Consider the following 19782-nt stretch of genomic DNA (forward strand, 5'->3'; position numbering starts at 1 on the left):
CCATTGTAAAAACCAAAATCCTCCCGCGCATGTTCACGCCATTTGTTCACATGCTCCACATCTTCTTTGTACCAGCTGATAGGCTATCGTATCAAAAAATGAAATAAAGTCAATAGGTTGTGTGAAATTATTTTATATGAATCCACTTAAGAATCCACACTTTTATACGTGATTCATTTGACCATTTTTGATATAAGATTGCCATGCATGAATAGACCATAAAAAGCAAATCATGACGTGAATATTATAACGCATGTGTGTATTCAAATAAAATGAAAAGCCGATATCATTCATAACAGTTTATAAATTTTATGATATGTTTTTATCACTCAAAATCGCATTGTTTAAAATTTAGTTGTTTGGAATTATCGATAACATACGTTTAAAGATCACATCTTGTTTTAATGATTGGATTGTTAATCGCATGATAAAAACATAAAATTACAGTTTTCAAAATTGAGAAGCGTAAAATCTAAAAATGCTATAGCAATATCTTATTACCTATAGAGGGTAATCGTTTGAAACTGTTATAAGATAAATTGTACCAAAAGATACGCATTTATAGAAAATAGAGATCATATAATTTTTCCCAAAATTGGGAAAAACCTCTAAAATGGCATTAAAGAAATTAACTGTTTGAACCTGTCATAAGCTTATAGGTTTAATTTAAAAAATTGCATAAAAGGATTAAGGATAAAATCGCTTTTAAAACGCTTACTAAAAGTTAAAAAAACGATAAAGAGGTATTTTATATCTTATGAAATGAAAAGCCTTTTAATGAATAGATTGCAGACTAGTTTTTAAGAACGGAATTATTCGCTTCCACAAAAAAATGGAGGCGGGTAATACCATAGCAGTAAAATACTATTTTACCTTAGATATGGTACTAAAAAACGTTTTAAAAGTTACCATTTAAAAGTACAGAGCACAAATATAGAGCGATTAATTTGCAAAGAAGTTCTGTTTAAAAGAAACTTATGAAAGCCTTTCTAAATGAACGTTTAAACGTTTGAAACAGATGTTTATAACAGTTTTTAAAGCCTTACCTTTGATAAAAGCGGTTATTTATTTGTCTTATGAGAGATTGTTTTGAAAACCAATACTCGTAAATGTAAAAAACGAGTTTTGTTAAAGCTAACAAGCGTTTTGATTTTATAGAATGCGTTATGTGAATTCACTCAGCTCGATTTTGAGCTTAGTATATTGAAACGTTTTAAAAGAAGCATCATGATCATGGGTTTTGTTTTCAATGAATCTCTTTAAAAGATAAAGACGTTATGATTAATACGTTTGAGAGAAACAAAAAGCATTTATAGGCTCTCTCATTCAAAAGAGTGATTAAAGATCATACGCATCATTTACATTCCTTTTGATAAGTTTTCATATCTCTCATAGAGCACTTGCAATATGATACGTTTTGTATATATGCACTGATTACTCCATTGTGGATGATTCATTTTAATCAATAAAAAACGCTATTTGAAAGCCGCGTCATATCATTTGGCACGGCTTTTTTTTATGAATGCTATCTTTTATGAGATGTTTATAGCAATGCGTTTTATATGCGTTTATACACCATAAAGAAGGCACTTCCATGCCTGTTATTTATGCTATTTATCAATCTTAACAACGTTATCGCTTTCATAAACCTCACAATTTTTTGGAACCAACCTTACTTTGCTTTTTTTATTGATTTTTGCATTGCCATAAGCACGCCCCCAGATTGTTGCACAATATGAGATTTTAGCATTGCCATAAACAGAGCCATAAATCTCACAAGAGCCACTCACACAAGCATTCCCATAAACCTTGCCATAAATTTTTGCACGACCATTAATAACAGCATAATTATAAACTTTTGCATGGCTATAAATACAAACCAAGCCAGAAACCTTGGCATGACCATAAACGCGTGCATAACTAAAAACCGTAGCATCATAAGAAACATGCGCATGGTCATAAATATGAGCATCAGCAAGAATGCGGGCACTACCATTCACATGAGCATTCCCATAAATATTGCCATAAACATGAGCATTGCCATAGACAAAAGCATGGTCATAAACTTTAGCATATTGAGAGATAAAAGCTTTTCCATAGACCTCAGCATTGCCATAAACTTGACCACAGACTTGAGAAAAATGGCGTATTTTTGCATCATCATACACCCTTGCATGACCGTAGACACAAGCCTCATCATAGACCCAGCAATTGCCATCATGGGATAGATTAGCTTCCTTTTCAATAAAGCCCCCTAAATCCCCCGTCTTAACATCATCAAAATCTTTTAAAGCTTTAATGCGATAAAGATTTATAATATTTCGAGTAAGTGCATGTTTGATTTTTTTTATTTCACTGGTTAATTCGTATTTTTTGCACATAGAAGACCCTCACAATCTAATGTGATAAACAGTTGATAAAATTTGAAATGGAAAATTTGCTTAGAAAGCAGGCGCCCCCGCCGCGCCCGCGCATTATTTACGCAGCGTTATTTTCAATAATCTTTACAACGGTATCGTTTTCATAAACCTCACAATTTATGGGAACCCAATATAAATCACTATCTCTTTTTAATCTTGCATTGCCATAGACATTACCTCTAATCACGAAATAACCAGAGATTTTCGCATTACCATAAACAGAGCCATAAACATCAGTATGACAGCCCACGCTAGCATTCCCATAAACCTTGCCATAAATTTTAGCAGCGCCACTGATAACAGCATGATCATAAACTACCGCCTTGCTATGAATACGAGCATTTCCTGATAATTTTGCATTGCCATAAACCCGCGCCTGATGATAAACCCAAGCATTATAAGAAAGATGCGCATTGTCATAAACATGAGCATTTGCATAAACGCGGGCACGATTACAGACATGGGCATTGCCATAAACACTACCCATTATAATAGCATTATTAAAAACCTTGGCATTTTCATAAATATGGGCAGGATTTAAAACAAGAGCATTATCATAGATCCAGCAATTGCCATCATGAGAGAGGTTACTTTCATTTTCAATAAAACCACCCAAGGCACCAGCCTTAACATCGTCAAAATCCCTTAATGCTTGGATGCGATAAAGAGTTTGATTATTAAATACACGTGTCTCATTTGTGAGTGCAAACTTTTTTTGCATAGCACAATTCCTTTATAAAAAGATTTGAATTTTAGAATGAAATGTTTAAAGGGGGGCGCCCCCGCCGCGCCCGCGCGTCATTTACACAGTTGTAAAAACAATATCACCAGTGATAACAGATTCTTTATAATTGCCACCAATTTTGGTATCACCACCAATCTCAGTATAGCCAATTACCTTGGCATTGCCATAGACATGAGCATCACCATGGACCTTGCCATAAATTTTTGCATTGTCATAAATGCGAGCATCATCATAAACCTCGGCATTATCAGAAATTAAAGCATTATTGGAAACCCAAGCGCCACCATAAACCTTGCCATAAACCTTGGCATTGTCATAAACGCAGCCCCTATCATAAACATGGGCATAACCAGTCACTATAGCATTCCCATAAACCTTGGCTTCTCTATTGACCATAGCAGCGCCACAAACATGGGCATTATCGCAAACCCTAGCATTATCAAAAACTATAGCATTTTCATAAACATGGGCATTATCATAAACCTGAGAGGTTCCTAAAACACGTGCTTTATCATAAACCTCAGCATTGCCATAAATTCTAGTTTTATCAAGAAACTTGCCATAAATAGTGTCATAAATTTTTGCATTTCCATACACTTTAGCATGTCCAAAAATATCACCATAAACCAATGCGTTCTCATATACTTGCGCATTGCCATAAACCTCAGCTCTAATATGCACGCTAGCATTGCCATAGACCCTTGCATTTTCATAAATTTTTGCAGATCCAGTAATTTTTGCATTATCCGAAACATGGGCATTATCGTAAATACGAGCATCACCATAAACCATGGCATTGCCACCGACCCAACAATCACCATTATGAGCTAAATTTGCAACCTTATGTATAAAACCGCCTAAATCACCAGCTTTTATATTAGCAAAATCCCTTAAAGCCCGAATGCGATAAAGAGTATAATCACCAACCTCTATTGTCTCACCTGTAAATTCGTATTTTTTTGCAGGCTCTTGTTGATTAGCAAGCGCGGTTTCATTTGAAATATTAGAGATAACGGGGGTGTTTTTTGATATATTTGTCATAATTAAAACCTTACGGGTTAATAACGTTTTCAATTGACACTCTATAAGAGCATCGGGCGTTGAAAACACGGCCGTAAGTCCGTTGTTATGCTTTTCCCATAAATGGGTATTGTATGGCATAACCACGCCCGACAAAATTCTCATATACTAACAAAAGCATAAAAGATAGCCAGTATTTTAAAGACATGGGAGAGGCTGTTTCGTAACCTATCCGCTTACGGTTTAAGTGTTTTCATCACTTGAGTATTTATATAACAAAATACGTATTTATTGTCAAAAAATATTTTGTCTTTTTTGATATTTTTTTGTATTTTTTTAAATACGTTGTGTATTGATAATATCTTATGCCTATTAATTGCTTCTTTTATATTTATGTGCTTTTAAAGCTATATTACGGGCTTTGTGAAACGACTGCGTATTTTCTGAATCTATACACTTATAATATTTAGAAACGCTCTCATAATGCGTATTTTAAACTTTATAACCTATCAATTTTGTCACTAAATGGCTTTTAAGATTTCTGTTAATTTCTTTTAATAACACATTTTAGACTTAACAGCCTTTTATAGGGACTGTCTTTATAAACAAATGCTTTCATTTGCATATGAGTATTCAAGTTTACTGTTTTTACGCATTCTTTATAGCTGTTATGTTCTTTATAGCCATGGCATCATTTTTCATTTTCATAAGAGAAACGATAAATAGGATAATTGCGATTTATTGTCTGTTATGAAAATATCTCAATAGAAACTGATCATTATAGAGATCAGTAAAATCCCTTTTAATAGACCGTGTCAGTGTTGTCAGTTTTGTCAGTTCTTTTTAGAGCCTATACTATTTTTTTAAAATGATAAAAAATTAAAAGCATTATATTTCAATATGTTAGTCTTTTTAAGATACAATTTATATAGATAACACAACCTTAAATACAATTAATAATATATATTTGTCAGTTATCTGTCAGTAAATTGAACTGACAAAAGTGATTATTTTAGTGTGTCATTAAAACGTGTCTTATGAAAAGCGTATGAAATTAAAAACTGATTACGTTATCAAAATCCCTTTTATGAATTTTAATCAGTTCTTTTGAATAGATAACCTTATGATTTAGAGAATGATTACAACGTGCTTTATGAAAGCATGTGAACCTTTAAAGCCTTTCAAAAGATAGCTTGTAACTTATAGAAATGCTATAAAGACCATTATGGTTATGAATTTTGAGGATTTTGAGTATTTTGAGGGTTCCTTTTACTCCCCCCTTTATATATTTTTTTCAATCAAAAATAAAAATTATTATATTTCAATAGGTTAATATCTTAAAAATACAATCTATGATATATATTTAAAGGAGTTTTGTAGGTGTTTTGGGGGTTTTAAAAACAGACAAAACCTATAAGTAATATAAGAAAATGAATATATATATATATATAACTCTCTTTAAATAAAGCTTTTGAAAAGGATAAAGCTATCATTTTAAATACGGTATAATCTCTTAAAGGCAATCCAAATAAGAGTATCTAAAAGTGCAAATGATTTCTTTTTAGAATAACGCATGATAAATTATTCCTTTAAGATTATAGGTAATCAACTCACAAGATGATACGTTTAAAGAATTTACAAAAGTCCATTAAAGGATTTCTGATAACGTAATTCTTTCCTATCTTAGTTATCTCATAACAGATGATAAAATAAACTTTTATTTAAACTAATACATAAGCGGCTTTAATAAGATTAGTATGCCCATTATGTGAGCATGCTTTATAAGTTATTCAGTTTCTTTTAATACCAAATTTGGTAAGTTCTTAACGATTTTCATGGTTTCTAAACTTACCGTAATAACCCTTTGAAATAACTCTAATGGATAAGCAGGGTTGCCAATGGTTTCAACAGCATAGTGATTGGCATCATTCACAATACCACTCTTTTTATCTGTTTTTACACATTGACGCCCCATAAACCATTCAAGAGCAGGCTTGCCATTGACGATATACTCATAAGCTTCAAGAGAGATATCTGTCATGATGATATTGCTATTATAAATAACAGTTGATTTATTCTTTTCCTTACTATCCTTAATTTTTGCGAATTTCATTTCAGTCACATAATAGAATTTTTCGAGATTAGAGATTTCTGTCTGTTTTGGATTACCCTTTTTAAAGATCACGGGATAAGGCTCTACATCTTCATAATTCACGTGCAAATGACCGAGTTCACGCCCTGCTGTCACAAATTTCCAAAAATCATCAGCCGTTTTTACGCAAGGGATACGAGGCAATTCTTTGCATAAATTATCAGCATAACGGGTGCGATAATCTTCTGAATGCAAAAAACCGTAAACATAATAAAACAGATCATCTTTAGTGTTTTTTCATTAGGATAAGCGGCTTTTAAATATGCTAATCCTTCATCAGTTATAGCATTACGCATTTTCTTTTTTTCTTATTTTAGTAAATAAGCGATTGTCATACTATTTTTCTTATCAAGCGATAATAATGGAGTGTTTTTTGTTGTCTCTAATATGTAACAGTTCCAATAAATTTGGTCTATTCTATGAATAAGAGTCTTTACTTAAAGCTCAAAATTATATTACATGCAACACCTTAAAATTAAGAAGCATATTAGAGTGTATGATTGTCATTTAACAGTGTCATTGTAAAATCTTCAAAAGCGGGGGAAATGATATGGTTTGCACAACTCATAAAGCAGGTGTATACAGTACAGTCTATGCTTTTTTCTCAGATGTTATAAGTATTATTCTCATCAAAAAATTAAAAAATTGTTACGCGGTTGGCGATTTTTTCTGTGACGCTGATGATATGGTTCATTTTGTTGCTCATTTTGAGGGCACAATGAATGCATAGATTTTTTTTCACTTTTGTTTTTACGGCTATTTTGTGCCTTTTCTCGTTGGCGAGTTTTGCCCAAAACATTCGTGAGAAAGCGATTAATCAATCAGAGAGCATCCAACGACAACAAACGCAACAACAGCGTTTTCAGCAATTGCAGCGTAAAAACAAAACCCATGAGGTATTTTTGCCAGACGATGATACCATATCTCCCTATGGTGCTTCGCCTAGTACAACCTGTTTGCTGATCAAAAGCATTGAATTTGTTGATGTTCAGTTGATTTCTCATACCGACCTTCATGAAGCCATTTCTCTTTGGGAAGGACGGTGTTTGGGGATTGCCGAAATCAATAAAGTGCTCAAAGCGGTGACCAAGCTTTATATGAAGCGCGGCTATATTGCAGTGCGGGCTTATTTGCCTGAGCAAGATTTAAGCGGCGGTCATCTCAAGATCGTTGTTGTTGAAGGTGTGATGGAAGATATTACCCTTGATGGGCATAAAGTTGAGAGGAGACTTCAAGGAGAAATCACCACAGCTTTTCCAAACCTTATTGGAAAGCCGACCAATCTGCGCCAGATAGAGCAAGGGCTTGATCAAATCAATCGGCTTTTCTCACGCCAAGCTACCATTAATCTTGGTGCGGGTAGCAATTCGGGTGGTTCGATACTCGATGTTCATATTGAAAAACAGAAACCTTGGCTTATTACGCTTTCCAGCGATAATCTTGGCGCTAAAGCAACAGGGCTTTATCAAACGCGCTTGAGCCTTTCTTTTGATGATCTGTTGGGGATCAATGATCAATGGTCGTTTAGCTATCAGCGTTCTATGGATGGTAGTCCGTATCATTTTTCTCACAAGCGTCCCAATAGTGATACTCTAACGGGATCATTTTCTCTTCCCTATGGCACTTGGACAACAGGTTTTGATGGGACGTGGAGCCAATATCATTCGAGTGTTAAGGGAATATTTTCCGATATTATGACTGCGGGTAAGTCTTTATCGCTTACACCGTGGATTTCACGGGTTATCGACCGTGATCAAGAGGGAAAGACCTGGCTTACAGGACGCTTGACATGGAAATATTCTGATAATTTTATTATGGGCAGTCGGGTTGATGTTTCCAGCCGTAAATTGGCTATTGCAACCTTTGAGCTTGATCATTCGCGCAAGTGGCTTGGAGGAGAATTAAGCGCGCATATAGGGTTTCATAAAGGGTTGGCAATTCTTGGCGCTTATGATGATAAAGAGCAAGAGAATACAACAAAAAATTCACCCAAAGGGCAATTTTCCAAATTATCTTTTTCCCTAGGCTACGTGCGTCCTTTTTCGCTCAAACAATATAACTTTCGCTATAACACGCTGTTTTCAGGACAATTATCACCCGACACGTTGTTTAGTTCAGAACAAATATCGCTTGGTGGTAGTTCCTCTGTGCGTGGGGTGCGTGAGGCGATTTATTACGGCAATAATGGGGCGTTTTGGCGCAATGAATTGTCGCTGTTGTTGCCAGGTTTTTCTTCGAGAATGGGGCGTAAATTTATGAGCCAATTTGCCCCTTATATGGCGCTTGATCTGGGGGCCGTGGCCAATAATGTAAACAAAAACAGTTTTGGCGGGAGCCTCGTTGGGGCAACTCTTGGTTTCCATGCAACCGGAGACATTACGGATATTGATGTGTCTTATTCGAATATTTTAACCCAATCGACAGTGCGAGAAAAGGGAAATGCGACAGGGTTATTTCAAGTGCGGGCATTATTGAGATTTTAGAGCAAAGGGGCGGTAAAAAATATCGCTGCGCTGTTTATACCCATATGGGTTGTTTTTTTTAAGAGATAAAGAATTTTATGAGGAGCTGAAGATGCGGGGATTGAAAAATCAAAAGCATAGATTGGGATATGGATACAAGCTATGGCAGCGCGTTCTTTGTGTTTTGCAGCGAGGGATCCATAAGGGGCTTTCACTTGTTTTAAGCTTTTGCTTAGCTTTTCAGCCTTTGTTATTGCAAGCACAAGCGCTTGGAGCGCGAAGTCCTGTTGCACAAGAGAGCCAAGGGATTAAAGCAGCTGATGGGGTTGGCTCTGTTTTCCGCCCCACGGTGGGGAAAGCCGGCAATGATGTGCCGCTGATTGATATTGTTCGCCCCAATGGACAGGGTCTTTCTCATAACAAATATGACAGTTTCAATGTTGATACCCATGGCGTAATTTTGAACAATTCGACTGAGGAAGTCTCGCGTTCACAGCTTGGGGGATTGGTGCCAGGCAACGGCAATTTGCGTTATAGCGGTGCAGCAAAGGTTATCCTTAATGAAGTGGTAAGTGCCAATCGCTCGCGTCTTGAAGGCGTGAGCGAAGTACATGGGCATATGGCGGATGTTATTATCGCCAATCCCAATGGGATTACCTGTAACGGTTGTGGCTTTATTAATACACCACGGGTGACTTTATCGACTGGACAACCGATTATTGGAGCCGATGGCGCTTTGAGTGGATTGCGTGTTGAGGGTGGAGATATCACTATAGGCTCTCGTGGGGCTGATGGGAGTGCATTAGATATTTTTGATCTTGTTTCGCGCAAGATCAGTGTCGGGGGTCCCATACAGGTCAAAGGAGATTTGGCTGTTATCGCGGGGCGCAATCATTTTGATTATGACAAACGCGAAGCAACTTCTCTTGGTTCTGATGGCAAAGAGCCGGAATTGGCGATTGATTCCAGTGAGTTTGGTGGAATGTATGCGGGGCAGATTCGCGTGATTGCCAATGATAAAGGTGCGGGCGTTAAGATGCGCGGAGACATGGTTGCCAATGCAGGCGCCATGAGATTGACAAGTGATGGCAAGCTGGTAATTGCCAAAGCACGTGCCAAAGGAGCGGTGAAGGCTCACTCCCACCACGATAGTGTACATGTGAAAGATCTGCTTTTCTCAGAAGAAGCAGTTGAACTGAAGGCTTTGAAACATGTTGAACTGGCTGAGCAAGCTCGCGTTGCAGCGAGCGGTACTGTTGATGTGGGCGCCGATCTGATCAAGCTCCAGTCCCATGCTCTTCTAGCAAGCGGTATTGGGAGTGATGGTCAACAGTCAGCGACGGGTTCTTTGCATTTACAGGCAGCAAAGCTTGAGGCGGGGAATGGGCGGATAGCCGCTGGTGATCTTTTAGAGATCCAAGCAGCAACAATTGATCTAAGCCGCATGCAAGACAATGATCAAACAGGGGTTTCTTCCCTTGGCGATCTGACCATTAAAACCAATCAAATCACCGCTTTAAACAACCATATTGGTGCCAAGGGGAATATTGTCTTGAGCGCCGATGATGCGCTCACTGTAGGCGCTGGACATTATAGCGCCGGCGGCTCTCTTTTGGTGGAAGCAGCAGAGCTTACATCACGCGCGCGCTTAGTGGCAGAGCAAAAAATTGACCTTTATGCGCATCACGGTGCCCTGATCCAAGAAGGCACTGTCTGGTCTAATGGGAAGATAACGCTAGATGCCCATGGTGCCCTCAATCACACGGGTGATATTGTCAGTATGCAGCAGGTTGCCTTGACAGCGGGTAGCATGCTCACAACCTCTCAAGAGAGTACGATTTTAAGTTATGATGTGGTTTTAAGTGCTGATGCTTTAACCCAAGCAGGGACTGTGGAAGCCCAAGAAGGAGCATTAACCCTTCAAGTGCGTGATGGGGTTATCAATAGCGGCACAATGCGCGGTGAGAGTGTCGATGCTCATATTGGTGCATTTACCAATCAAGGGACGTTTATTGCAACCGATGATTTGCATTTGATGGTAAGCACACAAGAAGGCGCCGATCCGCAACAAGCCTTTCTGAAGAATACATCCGAAGGTGTCCTTCAAAGTGGTGGCGTTTTTGTTGTGACCGCAGGGCAATTAGACAATGCCGGTGTGCTTGGCTCTAGTGGTGAGAATGTTGCGCTCAATGTGGCAGGGAATGTCAGCAATAGTGGGCTGATTTACGCCAAAAAATCTATGGATCTATTCAGTGATGGTAATCTGACCAACACACAGGGCAGAATTATTGCTGAAGAGGCTCTCAGCATTGGTGGGCTGAAAGAGACACGTGCTGGTCATATAAATAATGAGGCTGGTCTTCTCAGTGCTTTAGCCGGTGAGATGAAGATTGTTGCAACGTCTTTTGTCAATAAAAGCGCTGAAACGACAAATTCAGAGCAACAAAACGCTACACATGATGAAGGTGCGCATGTTTTAGCGCGGGATGGTTTGCGCATTAATGTGGGCAGTTTTGAGAATGTTGATGGTCTCATTTCTACGCAAGGGGCAGTCAATATTGTTGCTGATAGTGTGATCCAAGCAGGGCACATAGAGATTGAGCGTGGTGACCTTCAACTGACCAGCCACGGTGATTTAAGCAATAGTGGCACAATAGAAAGCAATGATACCATTGCTTTGCATGCGCAAAACACTCTGAACCAAACGGGGCGCATTGTCTCTAAAAAGCGGATAGAGCTTTCCAGTGATGGCATATTGACAATGGGCGAGACAAGTGAGGTTGGCGCCTATGATGTAACGCTGAAGGCAGGCACACTCACCCAAACTGGGCTTGTGGAAGCGCAAGGCGGGGTACTGACTCTCAACAGTCATGATGTTTTAAGCAATTCCGGTATTATGGTGGGCGGTGTTGTTGATGCGAAGCTTGGGTCTTTAGCCAATTCAGGTCAGCTTTTAGCCAGTAACAGTTTTACGCTTATAGCAAAAAGTCATGATCCGTCATTGGGGCAAGTTGCTCTGGTTTTAAATGGTGAAGACGGTGTACTCAAAAGTGGTGGTGCTTTTGTCTTAACCGCAGATGTTTTGGACAATGCCGGCAGTATTGGTTCAAGTGGTGATGGGGTTGCGCTCAATGTGAGCGCTGATCTGAGTAATAGTGGGCTGATTTATGCCAAGAAATCTGCCATTTTCTCCTTAGATGGGGATTTTATTAATAAGTTTGCCGATGTCATTGCTGAAGACAATCTCATCATCCGTGGTTTAAGTGGAGAGCGGGCTGGTCATGTGATCAACAGCTCGGGTCTTTTAGAAGCCGTGTCAGGCGATATGACCTTCGATGTCTCAGCGCTTACCAACATGCGTGAAGGTGGAGTTGAAGTTAGCGATAAAGTGGTTTCTCACAGTTACGTGCGAGGAGAATGGGAAAATATCCCAAATGTTGATAAACACACAAGGATCAAGAAAAATATCGACACTACGATTATTCGTCAGCAGCCTCATTTTACCAATAATGCGGCACAGATTTTGGTAGGGCGTCATCTCACGGTCCATGCCGGTGATATCCGCAATAGCTATAGTTTGATTGCTGCTAATGGCAACATTGAGATGCAGGGTGATACGCTGCTCAATGAGGGGCGTGATTTAATTGAAACAACCAAGATTGTAACTGAAACACGCTACAGATATAAGCAATGTAGTGCCACAAATCCAGCATGTATAGGGCAAGGTGCAGAAGAATGGGATGGTCCTACTTTTACCCAAACACTCAAACGCACTTATGATGCTGTTTATGGCACGATTGAAGCTGGTGGCACGCTTGATGCCAAGTTGACAGGCTATATTGACAATCATGCGGTGCGTGAGGGGGTTGAGCAAGTTGGCTTAAGCTCTGGCGATAAAGGGTTGGCTGGTGTTAAAAACACCGATTTTGACGGTTCCAAACCACTGATTAGTGATGATCGATTGGACGGTATTATCAATGGTTTGAAAGGGCACAAAGGGCTTTTTGCACCAAGCACAAAAACACCCGCACCAGAATCCATACAAGTGCCAACGCAAGATGGGCTTAACTCTGTTAAGACAGAATTGGACCAGACCCAAACACCGGATGTGCCATTTTTAGTCGAGACGCGTCCAGATTTTATCAACCCAAGTAAATTTTTAGGATCGGACTATTACTTAAAAAAGATTGGCAATTATAAGCCTGAGCACGTGTTCAAAAAGTTGGGGGATGCTTATTTTGAATATCGTCTGGTGGGTGAGCAAATCTTTGAACTGACAGGCAATCGCACTCTTCTTGATGTTGAAGATCCCAATGCTCAAATGCAAAGGCTCTATGACAATGCTGTGGAGCAGCAAGATCCCTTGGGGTTAGTGCTAGGCAAGCCCTTAACGCCTCAGCAAATTGCTGGGATCAAAAAGGATATGATCTGGCTTGAGACCCACCTTGTCGACGGACAAGAGGTCTTGGTACCCCACGTTTATTTGGCACCAAACACTTCTTTAGCACAAGATGTTTATGGGGCAAAAACGCAGCAAGGAAACCTTGCCAGTGCACGTTTGAAAGGCAATGGCGTCACTATAGAGACGGACCGTCTTACCAATAGCGGCACCATATCAAGTAATGGTGCATTGCATGTTTCGACTACGCAAACTTTGTTTAATGATGGTGGTTTTTTGCTTGGCAGCGGTGCTGTAGATCTCAGCAGTGGCGATCTTTTAGCCAATTCTTCCGGTGTTATTCTGGGGGATATCATCACCCTCAATGCGAAGACAATCATTGATGGGACTGCAAAAATCCGTGACACGAATGAATATGGTTTTGTTGATCGCAGTGGGCAGCAGGCTCAAATCATTTCTATACAGGATTTAAACATTCACTCCCTTGGCGATTTAAGCATGACTGGTGGCCAATGGAGCAGTGGTGGATCGACGACGGTGATTGTCGATGGTTCTGCTACGTTTGGTTCATTAGTGCTAGAGAGTGACCATAAGGAGACATTGGAAAAAGGGCATTATAACGCCCAAAGCAGTGAGCACCGTTTGACAGAAGTCAACAGTGATGGAGATTTGACCATTGTCACAGGTGGTGAACTTAACCTTGGGGGAAAGTTTAAAGCCAAGGGCAATGGGGATTTCACCAGTGGTGGCGCTCTCAACGCGATTTCAGAGCAAGATTTTAACAGTTTTGATTTGGATCTGAGGGGCAAAGAAGGCGACAAATCGAAGCAAAAGAATAAGTTTCGTCAACAATCAACAGAAGTTACTACAAACAAAACCACGATAGAAACAGAGGGCAACCTCTCCATGCATGCGCAAAATGGGGATCTCACGCTTGATGCGGCAGGGCTATCAAGTGGTGGTCAGACGCATTTGGCATCAGATACGGGAAAAATCAAGTTTCTGACCAACAAGGATCAAGATTTTAAGGACGTTTATCAGCGTAATGAAAACCTTGTGTGGTGGAGTGAGAGCGATAAAGGTTACCTTAAGGAGACCATCGAACATGTCACCATAGATGCTAAGGGTGGCATAAAGCTTGATGCGGGTGATGGCTTTGTTGTTGAGTATGAGGCAACTGGTGATTTAGACAAATCTCTTGAGCAATTGTCTCGCTCTCCAGGCATGGCATGGATCAAGCAACTGCGTGATGATCCAGAATTATCCAAGCAAGTGGATTGGCAAGCAGTTAAGGCTGAATTTAAAGACTGGGATTATAAAGCCCAAGGGCTGACAGAAGCCGGTGCGGCTCTCGTGGCATTGGCTGTCACGGCGGTTACGGGTGGAGCAGCCTCGGGCGCTGCCAGTGCCATTACCGGTGCTTTGGGGCTTGGCTCGAGCACCGCCATGAATGCGGCGATACAGGCTGGTGTCCAAGCGCTGATTAACAAAAGCGCTGTGGCTCTTGTCAATAATCGCGGCAATATTGCCGGTGCCTTGCATGAGCTTGGCTCTTCAAAGAATATTCTCAGCATTGTCTCGTCGATGTTGACAGCAGGCTTAACCAGCCAACTAACCGAAATGGCTGGTGTTGGACAATCTTTGCCAAAAACCGCTCCTTTTGTCGATCGTATCGCCAGTGAAGCGGAAAAGAACCTGATCAAAGCCGCCATTGGCACAGGCGTTCAAACGGCTCTTGAGGGTGGCTCTCTTGACAAGAACTTTTTTAACAATCTGCGCATCGCCCTGTCTGATACGGTTGGCAAATCGTTGGCGGAAGAAATCGGTACCGCCAAGGCTGAAGGCAAAATAGACACGGTCACACAGATCGTTGCCCACGCCGGTCTTGGCTGCTTAAAAGGCGCTGTTGCGAGCGGTGCTTGCACAGCCGGTGCTGTGGGGGGTGCTGTGGGCGAAGCCACTGCTATGCTCCAGTTTCAATTGTGGGTGCAAGGCATTGTGAAAGAGGAAATGGGGGATCTAAACGGTCGCACCCCAACTGCGGAAGAGGAAGCGCGTATAAACGCAAAGATTGATGCGCAGTTTGCTGACTTTAGAGACCACACCATTGATGTTGCACGAGCTGCTGGGGGCGTTGCTGCTGCCCTTGCCGGTGGCAATGTTGATGCCGGCGCTGATGCCGCTGGTAATGCCGCTGCAAATAACTACCTCAGCAGTGCTCAACAAGCTCAGATGGAGAAAGAATTAAAGGAGTGTCCTGACTTTTTATGTGCAGCAGAAGTGTCTGCGAAGTGGACTGCGATTAGTACAGGGCAAGATATAAGCTTTGCGGCAGGTATGGTAGCTGGTGTCCCGGCTGAAATATACGATACGGTTGATGGTTTTTTGCAACTAGCCAAACATCCCGAAGAGACTTTGAAAGCGCTCAAAGATTTTTTCAGCAGTGGTGAGATTTTGGCGACAATTGGTCGGACCCTTGGACAGTCCTATGTAGATCGCATTAATAAAATGGAGGAGGAATATGAGCGAGCCGGTGCTGGTGGATCCTTTAAAGCTGGACTTGAACTTGGAAAATTATTGACTGAAACAGCATCCCTAATGACAGGAGTTGCTGGAGCAGCCAAGGGAGGCATAAAGCTTGGCGCAAAGGCTGTGATCAAGTTCAATGCTAGGAAAGATTTTGCCCAATTCGCTTCCAAGAAAAATCTTGCAGAACTTGCAGCTCAAGGAGATCCTGACAAACTAGCTGCTAGGAAAGAACTGACCAAACTTGCTGCTAAAGAAAAAAAGCTTTGGTTAAAAAAGAAACCCACTAAATTTACCGATAGCAAATTTGGACAGACCTACACAGTTTATCGGAGAGACGACCTGTTTGATCCTAACAAAAGGGTTAAATGGACTGAAAAAGGGGAAACGGTATGGGGCACTAATATTGATAGAATGAAAGCAAGAAGAGCACCTATAGGATATGATGGTAAGTCTGTTGAGTTGCATCACCTAAATCAAACCCCTGATGGACCCTTAGCAGAAATGAGCCATGAATTTCATAAAAAATATACTTCTGTTATTCATGCTAATCCAAAAACACATCAATCGCTCATAGATAGAAAAAAGTTTGAGAAGCAGAGAGAGGAATATTGGTATAAACTTGGTAATGGGTATGGAGAACAAGAAAACAGTAGTTTAGGAGGAATAATCAATATGAAATGGGGCATTATAGGTCTAAATTTTGACAGATGGGGACAGAAGCACCGGCAGTAATTCTCTACGGTTGATGAAAAGAGAAACTTATAAAATAATTTATGGAGGATAATTGATGAAAACCTATACCTTAGATGATGTTACAGTATTAGTTGATAAATATGAAGGTGATATTGTTAATTTTGCTAGCAAAGATAAGGAGGTTGATGATCTCGTGATTGAAAAAGCTGAGGAAATTCTTGGTTTGCAATTCACATCTTCCTATAAAGTTTTTTTAAAACATTATAAAGGCGGGGACATTGGTGGTTATGAAATCTATAGGCTTTATAAGGAGTGTGGAGAAGATATTCCTTTTGATGATATTGTTTTCCAAAATTTAAATGATAGGAAACGTGGTTTTGCAACACTAGAACAGCTTATCGTTTGTGATGCTGCTTTTGGTGAAACCTTTTATTTTGATTATACGCAGTTTCGGGATGGAGAATGCCCACTTTATGTCATGCTTCCATCTGAAGATTGTGAATATTACGCCAGTAATTTTTATGAATTCCTTTGTAAAAGAATTAAAGAAAGCGCGGGAGAAGAGATACCTGATGGAGACCAACCAATTGAAAAGATTGAGAACGCTCCCACTCCGCAACCTATACCTTTTTACAAGAGTTTTTGGAAAAAACTATGGAAGAGGTGAAATTGATAGAGGAAATATGGAGCGTTTATAACGCACGTTTTGAGGATCATCTATGAAAACCTATACCTTAGATGATGTTGCACAATTGGTTGATAAGTGAGTCATGATGCAAACCAAAGATGTCACAGAGATTTTAAAAAGACTGGGCTGGGAGCCTTATCGTGATAACGTGGGTGATACTTTTGCGCATTATCATCTTCCCGATCGCATTATTGGCATTGGCTATGGTGTAAAAAATTATGGAGAGAGTGGCAAAGAGTTTTTGCTTTCGGCTGATCTCACCACCGCTGCTTATTGTCTTGCTCGGGAATATTCTAGAGGTGAAAAATCACAGCGTAAATATGAAGATGTGCTGTTTTACGCGAAGGAGGATTTTAATGTTAAACCTTCAGATCTTTCCGAAAGCCATATTAAGGACGCTCTAAATAGAGTGATTGCATGGGCGCAAGCACAGGATATTGAAAAAAAGTTGTGCGAGGAAGCTACTAATCATTCTGCCGTTGCACAAGCATTACTTGGTGATATGGAGGCTTTAAGGAGTGATAGATCTACCCCAAAACTATCTGTGCCAGAATTTGCAGATTATAAAACAATGACATCGGATGATCGCCTGCTTTTTTTTGCACAGGCCTATAAAAATGGGGAATTAGACGATATTCTAATGCGTAAAAAGCCAAAAAAGCAACAGATGAGTCTCACAGCAGCAATGCGCGTTCTTAAAACACAAGGGTGGTTTTCTACGGAGCCTAGAAAAATGTGGTTGGTTTTGCCCGACCGCTTTATTCAATTTGATTTTGGTTTTATACGTCTTCATGATAATTACAATGTCCGTATTGAAGCTGAAATATCTAATGAAATTATTTCTGTAGCTTGTAAATATATTCACTATAGTGGGGAGTATCGGTGCATATCACCTACAAATACTTATAATTCTTTTAACACGATTGGGGGGGGGATTTTTAGTGGTTTTGATAAAGGCATTGATATTTGTGTAGAGACATTAGATGAGAAAGAGCTTATCAAAATCTCTGAGCGAATAATACAATGGGCACGTGCCCAAGATTTACAAGCATCAATAGAAAGCAAAACACGTGTTCAAAAGTATAGCTACAATATACGTATAGTCTGGCATTTAGCTTGTTTAGCATTGACAGGTCAAATTGATATCCTGAAATCTTATCAAAATTTTTTAGAAGCCGGTACGATTTCTGGACATTTAGAAGACCGTGAAGTGGAGAAGTATGTTAATCACGCAGTTCAATTTGCTGAAGAGCATCTGAAAATCTTTAATGAGCGAAAAGCCATAGATGATCGTCTTAGTTTGCAAGATTTGTCTTTTCTTAATACAGTTTCTGAAGACTTAAAAAGGATGGGGTGGACAGTTTATCGCGATAAGAACTATGATCGCAATGCTTATTTTGTAAGTAAAGACCGTATCATCAATATAATGTACAGTCTTCAAAGTGATGAAGAAGAGCCGATTGTTGTATTTAAGGCTTCGCTTTCAACACTTGGCTTTTCTACTGCTCATAGAGAGATGTTTCCTAGATTGCCCCAATATATAGCTCTCAAAGAGGCAGAAGAATTTTATACAGTTTCTAGTACTGAATTGGATGAAGGCAAGCTAAAGGAGATTTGTACAGATATACTTGAGTGGGCTGATCGGCAAAATGTCAATCAAATCATCTATGATTATGCCGCTTTGCCAACAAACAGTGAAGCTCACCTTGTGGCACGTCACTTTATAGCACTCATTCTGATTGGTGATATTGAAAAGCTCAAATTTTATAAGGAAAGTTTCAGGGCAAAGAACCATCTAGGCTTTGTGGAAGGTATCACGAAATATACGATTGACAACTCTCTTACTCTTGCACGGGGTTATCGAGCAGGTTTTCCGAAAAATGCACCGATTTTAAGCTTGGATGCGCAAACAGCATCTGTTGCTTCTAAAACAACTTCTGTTGAAGTGGCAGAAGAAGTAAATGAAGCGGATGACACTGATGATCGTCTCACCATGGAAAGTGCTCATGCACTTTTAAAAATCCTAGGCTGGTCAACCGAGAAAATCAATGAGAATGATTATATGGCAAGCTATCAATTGGCTGATCGTGAAGTAGATATTCTTTATAACGACGAAATTGCCAAAGACTACCCGCAATTTGATAGCGCCTTTATGATTAGCACGGGCATTCTTTCCACCGCTTGTAAATTCATTGATCCTACCCACACGGAAGATATTCCAGATATACAGCTTAATTTTGAAGCCAAGGGATTAGAAATCTTTGAACCAGAAGTTACTGCGGATCGCTTAAAGCAAGCACTTGATGATGCGCTAGAATGGTCAGTCAAAGACATTGACCTTTCTAAAAGACTTCGCTCTGATTATGGTATAGCTCCTTGGGAAAAAGGCGCCACGTCTACGGATTATGCTTTACTTCATCTTGGCGCTCTTGCTTTATTGGGTGATGTTGAAGCCTTGCAATCTTATCAGAAAAGCTTTACGGCAGGTGATCACCTAGGCTTTGACGAGAGCATCAACAAAACCCACCTTGAACGTGCATTAGCTTTAGCCAAAGAAGTAGCAAAGGTGAAGCAAGTGAGCTACGCTTTGATTGAATGGGTAGCAAAAGATTTTGATAGTCACTTAGAGCTTTCTAGCGAGGAATAACCTCCTTCTTGGAAGGAGAGTTTGTTA

8 protein-coding genes and 1 pseudogene are annotated in these 19782 nt (G+C 39.9%); 5 read left to right on the plus strand and 4 right to left on the minus strand.

Annotated features, from left to right (window positions below):
- Positions 1–1610 precede the first annotated feature (1610 nt).
- The 4 genes and pseudogenes from ACFINI_RS08140 to ACFINI_RS08155 form a co-directional block, all read right to left on the minus strand.
- Positions 1611–2381, minus strand: a complete 771-nt coding sequence (locus ACFINI_RS08140) for a hypothetical protein (protein WP_375647572.1) — start codon at positions 2379–2381, stop codon at positions 1611–1613.
- Between the two features lie 97 nt (positions 2382–2478).
- Positions 2479–3141, minus strand: coding sequence for a hypothetical protein (locus tag ACFINI_RS08145; protein WP_375636997.1), 663 nt, complete (start codon positions 3139–3141; stop codon positions 2479–2481).
- A gap of 81 nt (positions 3142–3222) precedes the next feature.
- Complete coding sequence (locus ACFINI_RS08150; protein ID WP_375647575.1) at positions 3223–4206, minus strand: hypothetical protein; 984 nt, start codon at positions 4204–4206, stop codon at positions 3223–3225.
- A gap of 1765 nt (positions 4207–5971) precedes the next feature.
- Positions 5972–6630 (minus strand): annotated as a pseudogene (locus tag ACFINI_RS08155) (type ISP restriction/modification enzyme); the annotation flags it as partial.
- 257 nt (positions 6631–6887) lie between these two features.
- Between ACFINI_RS08155 and ACFINI_RS08160 the strand changes: the two are divergent.
- The 5 genes from ACFINI_RS08160 (at position 6888) to ACFINI_RS08180 (ending at position 19755) form a co-directional block, all read left to right on the plus strand.
- On the plus strand, positions 6888–7067 hold the full coding sequence (locus ACFINI_RS08160; protein ID WP_375612457.1) for a hypothetical protein: 180 nt from the start codon (positions 6888–6890) through the stop codon (positions 7065–7067).
- Positions 7060–8820: a ShlB/FhaC/HecB family hemolysin secretion/activation protein gene (locus tag ACFINI_RS08165; RefSeq protein ID WP_375647579.1), complete on the plus strand. Its 1761-nt coding sequence runs from the start codon at positions 7060–7062 to the stop codon at positions 8818–8820. The genes ACFINI_RS08160 and ACFINI_RS08165 overlap by 8 nt, the downstream gene beginning before the upstream one ends.
- A 91-nt stretch (positions 8821–8911) precedes the next feature.
- A complete protein-coding gene (locus ACFINI_RS08170) occupies positions 8912–16459 on the plus strand; it encodes a DUF637 domain-containing protein (protein WP_375647583.1) in 7548 nt (2515 codons plus the stop codon).
- Positions 16460–16514: 55 nt separating this feature from the next.
- Positions 16515–17087, plus strand: coding sequence for an SMI1/KNR4 family protein (locus ACFINI_RS08175; RefSeq protein WP_375647585.1), 573 nt, complete (start codon positions 16515–16517; stop codon positions 17085–17087).
- A 106-nt stretch (positions 17088–17193) separates the two neighbouring features.
- Positions 17194–19755, plus strand: a complete 2562-nt coding sequence (locus ACFINI_RS08180) for a DUF6990 domain-containing protein (RefSeq protein WP_375647592.1) — start codon at positions 17194–17196, stop codon at positions 19753–19755.
- Positions 19756–19782: the final 27 nt, after the last annotated feature.

The organism is Bartonella sp. AA56HLJMS (assembly GCF_042197145.1).
In the GTDB taxonomy this organism is placed as follows: domain Bacteria; phylum Pseudomonadota; class Alphaproteobacteria; order Rhizobiales; family Rhizobiaceae; genus Bartonella.